The organism is Lunatimonas salinarum (assembly GCF_017811155.1).
Taxonomy (GTDB): domain Bacteria; phylum Bacteroidota; class Bacteroidia; order Cytophagales; family Cyclobacteriaceae; genus Lunatimonas; species Lunatimonas salinarum.
Window position 1 is genome coordinate 83,113 of the sequence record NZ_JACVCV010000019.1, and the last position, 7,264, is coordinate 90,376.

The following is a 7,264-nucleotide window of genomic DNA, read 5'->3' on the forward strand; positions in this document are numbered from 1 at the left end:
CCCTACCGGAAATCCGGAAGGCCCTTTTGAGTTTTTCAGATTACGAATCTTTCCCCAAAAATGGGTACCGGTAATCGGTTGGACTGACAAATGTCTCTTTAAGCGTACGGGGACTCACCCAACGGAGCAAGTTTATCATGGATCCAGCTTTGTCGTTGGTGCCGGATGCACGGGACCCACCAAATGGCTGCTGCCCCACTACCGCCCCCGTGGGCTTGTCGTTGATGTAGAAATTACCCGCCGCATGCCTTAGCTTCTGTGTGGCCAGCTCCACTGCGTAGCGATCCCGGGAGAACACCGCACCGGTGAGGCCGTAGGGAGAGGTTTGATCCACCAATTCCAACGCTTCTTCGTAATGTTCTGCATGGTACACATACACCGTCAGTACTGGACCGAAGATTTCTTCCTGCATGGTCTTATACATCGGATCCTGTACGAGAAGGACCGTAGGCGCAATGAAATAGCCCGTTGACTTGTCATAGGTACCGCCTGCAAGGACCTCCACACCGGGTGCCTCCTTCGCTTCGGCTATGTAGCCCGTAATCTTGTCAAATGCCTTTTCGTCAATGACGGCATTGATAAAATTCGTGAAATCTTCTGTTCCTCCCATTTTCATGCTTGCCAAGTCTTCCAGTAGGAAGCCTTTTACCTGGTCCCACAGGTTTGAAGGAATGTAGGCCCTGGAGGCTGCAGAGCACTTCTGCCCCTGAAATTCAAACGCACCCCTAGCCAGTGCGGTGGCCACTGCCCTAGGATCTGCCGATTTGTGCGCAATCACAAAGTCCTTCCCCCCTGTCTCTCCAACAATCCGGGGATAGGTTTTGTAACGGTGTATATTGTTTCCAATCGTTTTCCAAATAGTTTGGAATACCGCGGTGGACCCGGTAAAATGTATGCCTGCGAAATCTGGGTGATTAAAAATGACCTCGCCCGCCGCTGGCCCATCCACATAGATCAGGTTAATCACGCCATCTGGCACACCTGCAGCACGAAACACCTCCATGAGAACATTGGCAGAATAAACCTGGGTATAGGCAGGCTTCCACACCACCGTATTTCCCATCATGGCCGGGGCAGCCGGCAGGTTGCCGGCGATCGCGGTGAAATTAAAGGGAGTAAGTGCAAAGACGAAGCCCTCCAGTGGACGCTGTTCTACTCGGTTCCATACACCCTGCTCGTTTCGTGGAGGCTGTTGGGCATAAATTTCGGTCATGTATTTTACGTTGAACCGCAAAAAGTCCACTGTCTCGCAAGCTGCGTCTATCTCTGCTTGGAACGCGTTCTTTGACTGCCCCAACATCGTAGCAGCGTTGAGTTTGTCCCGATAGGGACCTGCTATCAACTCTGCCGCCTTGAGAAAGATGGCCGCCCGTTGCTCCCATTGCATGTTTTCCCAGGCATACTTTGCTCCCAACGCTGCCTGAATAGCCTGCTCCACGTGGGAGGCATCCCCCTCATGGAAATGGCCCAAGAGGTGTTGGTGGTCGTGGGGCGGGCTTAGGGCTATCTTATTTCCCGTCCGTACTTCCTCTGAACCGATATACATCGGTATGTCTACCACTTTGCCTCTTGCCTCCTTCAGAGCAGCCTGTAGGGCAGACCTGTCTTGGCTACCTGGCGCATAGCTCCGTATGGGCTCGTTGATGGGTTCGGGTACATTAAAAAAACCTTTTAGCATAGTATGAAGTGGTTTAGTTTTTCAATTCGATAAGGAGTCAAATATACAAAGAATCTGTGGGAAGGGCCAGAATCCATCCCTGCGGCACCAAAACGGGGTGTCCGTATCCATTAATGCTTCCCTGCCTTATTCCACTATTTTCCTAATACATTCAAGCAAGGCGAACGGGGAACATCCCAGATGCTGCGTAAACCTCACAAGATGCCAATGAGCTCTTTTAGGCTACTTACGGTATAAGTTGGCGTTATCGGGCACGCAGCGTTTTTGGGATTAAAGAATACCTGATCGATTCCAGCATTCAAGGCACCTAAAATATCGGATTGGGGATTATCTCCGACCATCACACACTCTCCAGGCAGGGCGCCCAATGAACCAAGTGCATGGTCAAAGATCCGTCGGTCCGGCTTTCTGTACCCAGTAGTCTCCGAAGTAATGATTAGCTGAAAATACCGCTCCAAACCCGACGACCTCAGCTTCAGGCCTTGACTCTCGTTAAATCCATTGGTGATGATATGCATGGGATATTTCCCCGCAAGGTAATCCAAGACTTCAAACGCATCCGGAAACACGTGGGATTTGGAGGAAGTACGGGTAAGAAAGTCTGCCTCCATCTCCACCGGAACATGATCGGGATTAGCCCCCAAGCGCTCAAAAATGCTTCGAAAACGAGTGGCCCTCAAGGCTTCCTTTGTGATCGTTCCGATATTGTACCTATCCCAAAGCTCATAGTTGACCTCCTCAAATGCTTGAAACAACGCATCAAAGCCCGGAACACCCCGGTCCTGTAGGCAGTAGATTTGAAACAGTTCTGACAGGGATTCCGCCACGTTGCGGTCGTAGTCCCAAAGGGTATGATCAAGGTCGAAAAAAAGGTGGTGATATGCCTTTGCCATAAATAATCACGATCCGTACTTATTGTCTTGGATTTTGTTTTTGGCCAGTTCCCGGTTAGAAAATAGGATCTCATATATTTCCTGGTCCCGAATTAGGTTGCTGTCCTTTTGTATAAACTTAAAAATCTGTTGAATGATTTCTACCGCCTCGTCCAAAAGGTAATAAAACGTCCATTGATCCCGCTTTTTGCTCGCCACCAGTCCGGCATTTTTCAGGTACGTGATGTGCCTGCTCGTCTTTGTCTGTGTAAAGTCAAGTATATGCTCTAAGTCGGAGATACTCATTTCCTTGTTTTGCATGAGCAAATGGAGTATTCGCACCCTTGGTTCCTCTGAAAGTGCCTTAAAAACCCGCATTCCGTAATTTAAACTTATGTTTTTTAGCCGCATTTAATTATTTTTAACAATCAAAATCCAGTCAAATTACTAAAAACAGGCGAAAATAACGTAACTATGGCGCTTAATTCCGCCTCAAGCGGGGAACACCCGCGTAAAAATACCGTTACGATATCATAAGAACCGATCAAAACGTGAAACGTATTTCTATCCACCTTATTGTCATCCTTTTATTCTTCGCTACGGCTGTCCCTAATGCATTTGCCCAAGATGAACCAACGCGAAAAATCGTGCAGCTCTCGGGGGTTATACTTAATGGGGACAGTACCGTAGCCATTCCGGGAGTAAATATTTACGTCCCCCGCAAAGGAAGGGGTACCAGTAGTAACCGGTACGGCTATTTCTCTATGCCGGTAGTCGCAGGTGACAGCGTGGTATTTTCCTTTATCGGACTGAAACGCCAATCCTTGAAAATTCCAGAGGATATCGAGGAAGATAAAATAAGCTATATCCTGACAATGATCGAAGACGAATATGCGCTGTCAGAGGTGGAGGTTATGCCCTACCCTACGGAGGAAGAATTTAAGAATGCCGTTTTGGCACTGAATATCGACGACGAAATACAACTCAACCGCGGAAACTTAAGCCCACAACTACTTTTGAGGTGGGCTGAGGAAATGCCTGCTTCAGGGAACGAAAACTTCCGTCAGTTTACCAATCAACAGATGATGCAAACGATGGACCGATACGGGCCACGACCCTTGCCTCTACTAAATCCATTCGCCTGGTCCCAATTTATCCAATCTATCAAAAGGGGGGACTTAAAGAACAAAGATTAGCTCTTTTCGTCAAAGAAAAGCTACCTTTGGGCGCTCTAATAACCACCATTACCGAATGAAAAAATACCTACCCTGCTTGATGCTGGCGTTATTGCCATGGGCAGTCACTGCACAAACCTCCGAATCAGCGGAAAAATTGGCCCGCCCAAAGCTCGTGGTGGGCATTGTAGTGGATCAGATGCGCCAAGAGTACTTTTACAAATATTATGACCGCTACGTGGATGGTGGCTTTAAACGCCTCATGAACGAGGGCTTCATGATGAAAAATGGGCACTATAATTACATCCCCACCTACACCGGACCCGGCCATGCCTCTGTATATACCGGAGCAACGCCGGCCAGCCATGGCATCATTGCCAATGATTGGTATGTTCGAAAACTGGGAAGAACCGTCTATTGCGCGGAAGACAGTACCGTGACAGCAGTGGGCGGTAGCGAAAAGGCCGGCAAAATTTCGCCCCGCAACATGTTGACCACCACCATCACCGACGAATTGCGATTTGCAACCAATAAACGCTCCAAAGTAGTAGGCATCGCCCTGAAAGACCGAGGTGCTGCACTTCCAGCAGGACACTTGGGAGATGCTTATTGGTACGACGGCCGAACTGGGGAGTTTATGAACAGCACCTATTATGGAAACGAACTTCCCAAATGGGTTCGGGATTTTAATGCCCGTAAATTGCCTGCCAAATACCTCAGTCAAACTTGGGAGACTCTCTTTCCTATTGAATCGTATCGACAAAGTGTGGAGGATGACAATGAGTTTGAATCCCCACCTATCGGCAAAGAGGCACCCGTATTCCCCTACGTCCTTCCGGAACTCATGGAAAATAACGGTGGGCTTGGGATGATCAGCGGTACACCATTTGGCAATACCTTGACCCTTGACTTGGCGTATGCGGCACTGGAGGGGGAATCGCTGGGCCAACGAGGTGACACCGATTTCTTGGCAATAAGCTTTTCTTCTACGGACTATGTAGGCCATGCCTTCGGACCCTCCTCCATTGAATTGGAAGATACCTACTTAAGATTGGACCAGGAGCTAGCGGCATTTTTTGCGCACCTGGACAAGGTGATCGGTGTGGGAGAATACCTCGTTTTCCTATCTGCAGACCATGGAGTCGCCGATGTAGTACGTTATATGCAAAGTGAGAACATTCCGGCCGGAAGCTTGAACACCCGGTTTGTGATGACCCAACTTAGAGGCTATACCAATGAAAAATACGGAAGTGGTGATTGGATCGAAAATTTCTCCAACGAGCAACTTTTCCTAAACCACCAGTTGATCAAAGAAAAGGGCTTAGATCTAGCGGCTATGCAGCGGGATATCGCCGATTTTCTGTTAAGATTTGATGGAATCAAAGAAACCTATACAGCAGATGACATGAAAAGACTGGAATATACCACGGGTAGAAAAAACCTGCTGCAAATGGGGTATAACCACAAGGCTTCCGGAGATGTGTTACTGATATTGGATGCCGCTTGGCTCACCAACTCGACTAGGGGCACTACCCATGGAACAGGCTACACCTACGATACGAACGTGCCTATTGTATTCTATGGCTGGAACATCACCCCAGGCTTCAGCACGAGGTATGCCACTGTAACGGACATTGCCCCCACCTTGGCCATGCTACTGCATACCAGGCTGCCTAACGGGGCTACCGGGCAGCCTATTGGGGAGATCTTCGGCAGAGAATAGAGTTCAAGAAAGCCGATTTCATAAAGAATGCCCGACGATATCCAGTTGGGCATTTTTCTCCTTTTTACCGCAGTAAGCAACTATTCCATTTTACTTACGGGTCATGCATTGCTCGTTTCCTTCTTTGGCTGTGGCAGTTTTGTTTGGCTAAATGACCCTCAGCAAATCCCCCCGCAAGGGCTAAAAAAAGGGTCCGCGATTTTTTTTAAGTATTATTTAAATCTTAGTTGGATATATTGCTCATTTTTACCAAATTAGGATTCATTTAAAGAGATTTGCATATAACCAGACAAAGATCCGAATGTGGTGATATTTGATTATTAGGAAATCTAATTAACACCTATCTTTGAGAATCATAATCTTTGATCAACTATTTTTTGTTGTCCGGACTATCTATTATAGCCCAACTTTTATCTCTGGTTCCCAAGAAAATTTTCGATGATATTACACCCTTATGGGTACAATTTGCAGCCGAAGAAACATTTTTGTACCCGACAGGGTATGTAATCACGTAATATACATATATTTGTACCCGAACGGGTAAATAATATACTAATGAATACCGGAAATAACCATTCTGCTTTACCCTTAAGCAGCTTTGTAAAAGCCAAGAGAAAGGAACTGGGGCTTACTCAACACGATCTGGCAGACAAAGCTGGTGTGGGGTTACGTTTTGTACGTGAATTAGAACGTGATAAACCCACCCTCCAAAAGGATAAGGTCAACCAGGTATTGGTATTGTTTGGTTATGAACTCGGTCCGGTGCCAATAAACCGCAATAAACTGATCCATGAGAAAGGCTAAAATATTTATGCACAAAGATTGGGCAGGAATCCTGCAAGAAGATGAGGAAGGATATCATTTTCAATACCGGGATGTTTATCTGAAAAGAGATAATGCAGAGCCTGTAAGTTTGACGCTTCCGCTACAAGAAAAGCCGTTTCAGGATAAAGTGCTCTTTCCTTTTTTTGATGGTCTGATACCGGAAGGGTGGTTATTGAATATTGCTGAAAGAAACTGGAAACTAAGTGCACGTGATCGGATGGGTTTGTTACTAAAAACATGCCACGACTGCATTGGTGCAGTGAGCATTGAACCAATGGAAGAAGAAAAAGAAGATGAGTAAAAATTGCTGTCTATATTGTTATAAGGAACTGAGTGGAGAAGAAATAGACTTTCACTCAAAATGCAGCAAAAAAATATTTGGTAAGCCTGTTCCTCCCCTATTGGACTATACCAATGATCAAATGCTGGAACTGGCTGAAAAGGTAATACAGAGTCAGTCCTCAGTAACCGGCGTACAGGCAAAGCTTTCCTTAGGGCTGGAAAACATGACCGAAAAAGATAAGCCTCAAAAAATGACTATTATGGGTGTTTGGGGCGGATACATATTGAAACCGCCGAGTGAACATTATCCAAGTTTGCCCGAGCTAGAAGACCTCACGATGCATCTGGCAGCTATAGCCGGAATAAGAACCGTTCCGCATACCTTAATCCGCTTAAAGTCAGGTGAGCTTTCTTACATCACACGCCGAATTGATAGAAAAGGAAAGCAAAAATTCCACATGGAAGACATGTGCCAACTTACCGAACGGTTAACAGAATCGAAGTACCGAGGTTCTTATGAACAGATTGGAAAAGCACTGGTTCACTTTTCGACCAATCCCGGATTTGATATCATCAACTTCTTTGAGCAAGTTGTATTTTGTTTCCTTACCGGTAACAATGACATGCACCTGAAAAACTTCTCTCTCTTTAAGGACCCAAAAAAGGGATACAACCTGAGTCCCGCCTATGACATGGTAGCTGCCCAGTT

The 7,264-nt window shown here is 46.6% G+C and carries 8 protein-coding genes; 5 read left to right on the forward strand and 3 right to left on the reverse strand.

The features are described 5' to 3' along the window. Positions 1–40: 40 nt before the first annotated feature. The 3 genes from pruA to IAQ59_RS18805 form a co-directional block, all read right to left on the reverse strand. A complete protein-coding gene (gene pruA / locus IAQ59_RS18795; RefSeq protein ID WP_209332391.1) occupies positions 41–1,678 on the reverse strand; it encodes an L-glutamate gamma-semialdehyde dehydrogenase in 1,638 nt (545 codons plus the stop codon). Between the two features lie 194 nt (positions 1,679–1,872). Further along, complete coding sequence (locus tag IAQ59_RS18800) at positions 1,873–2,571, reverse strand: YjjG family noncanonical pyrimidine nucleotidase (protein WP_209332392.1); 699 nt, start codon at positions 2,569–2,571, stop codon at positions 1,873–1,875. A gap of 6 nt (positions 2,572–2,577) precedes the next feature. Continuing rightward, positions 2,578–2,961, reverse strand: a complete 384-nt coding sequence (locus IAQ59_RS18805) for an ArsR/SmtB family transcription factor (protein ID WP_209332393.1) — start codon at positions 2,959–2,961, stop codon at positions 2,578–2,580. 149 nt (positions 2,962–3,110) lie between these two features. Here IAQ59_RS18805 and IAQ59_RS18810 point away from each other — a divergent pair, with 149 nt between their 5' ends. The 5 genes from IAQ59_RS18810 to IAQ59_RS18830 all read left to right on the forward strand — a co-directional run. Further along, positions 3,111–3,746: a carboxypeptidase-like regulatory domain-containing protein gene (locus IAQ59_RS18810; protein ID WP_425342622.1), complete on the forward strand. Its 636-nt coding sequence runs from the start codon at positions 3,111–3,113 to the stop codon at positions 3,744–3,746. Between the two features lie 55 nt (positions 3,747–3,801). Continuing rightward, complete coding sequence (pafA, locus tag IAQ59_RS18815; RefSeq protein ID WP_209332395.1) at positions 3,802–5,448, forward strand: alkaline phosphatase PafA; 1,647 nt, start codon at positions 3,802–3,804, stop codon at positions 5,446–5,448. A gap of 555 nt (positions 5,449–6,003) precedes the next feature. Then, positions 6,004–6,252, forward strand: coding sequence for a helix-turn-helix transcriptional regulator (locus IAQ59_RS18820; protein ID WP_209332396.1), 249 nt, complete (start codon positions 6,004–6,006; stop codon positions 6,250–6,252). Next, positions 6,239–6,574, forward strand: coding sequence for a HipA N-terminal domain-containing protein (locus IAQ59_RS18825; protein WP_245189706.1), 336 nt, complete (start codon positions 6,239–6,241; stop codon positions 6,572–6,574). Before IAQ59_RS18820 ends, IAQ59_RS18825 begins: the two co-directional genes overlap by 14 nt. Then, the coding region (locus tag IAQ59_RS18830; protein ID WP_209332397.1) for a HipA domain-containing protein at positions 6,567–7,264 on the forward strand (698 nt) is incomplete at its 3' end. The genes IAQ59_RS18825 and IAQ59_RS18830, both read left to right, overlap by 8 nt.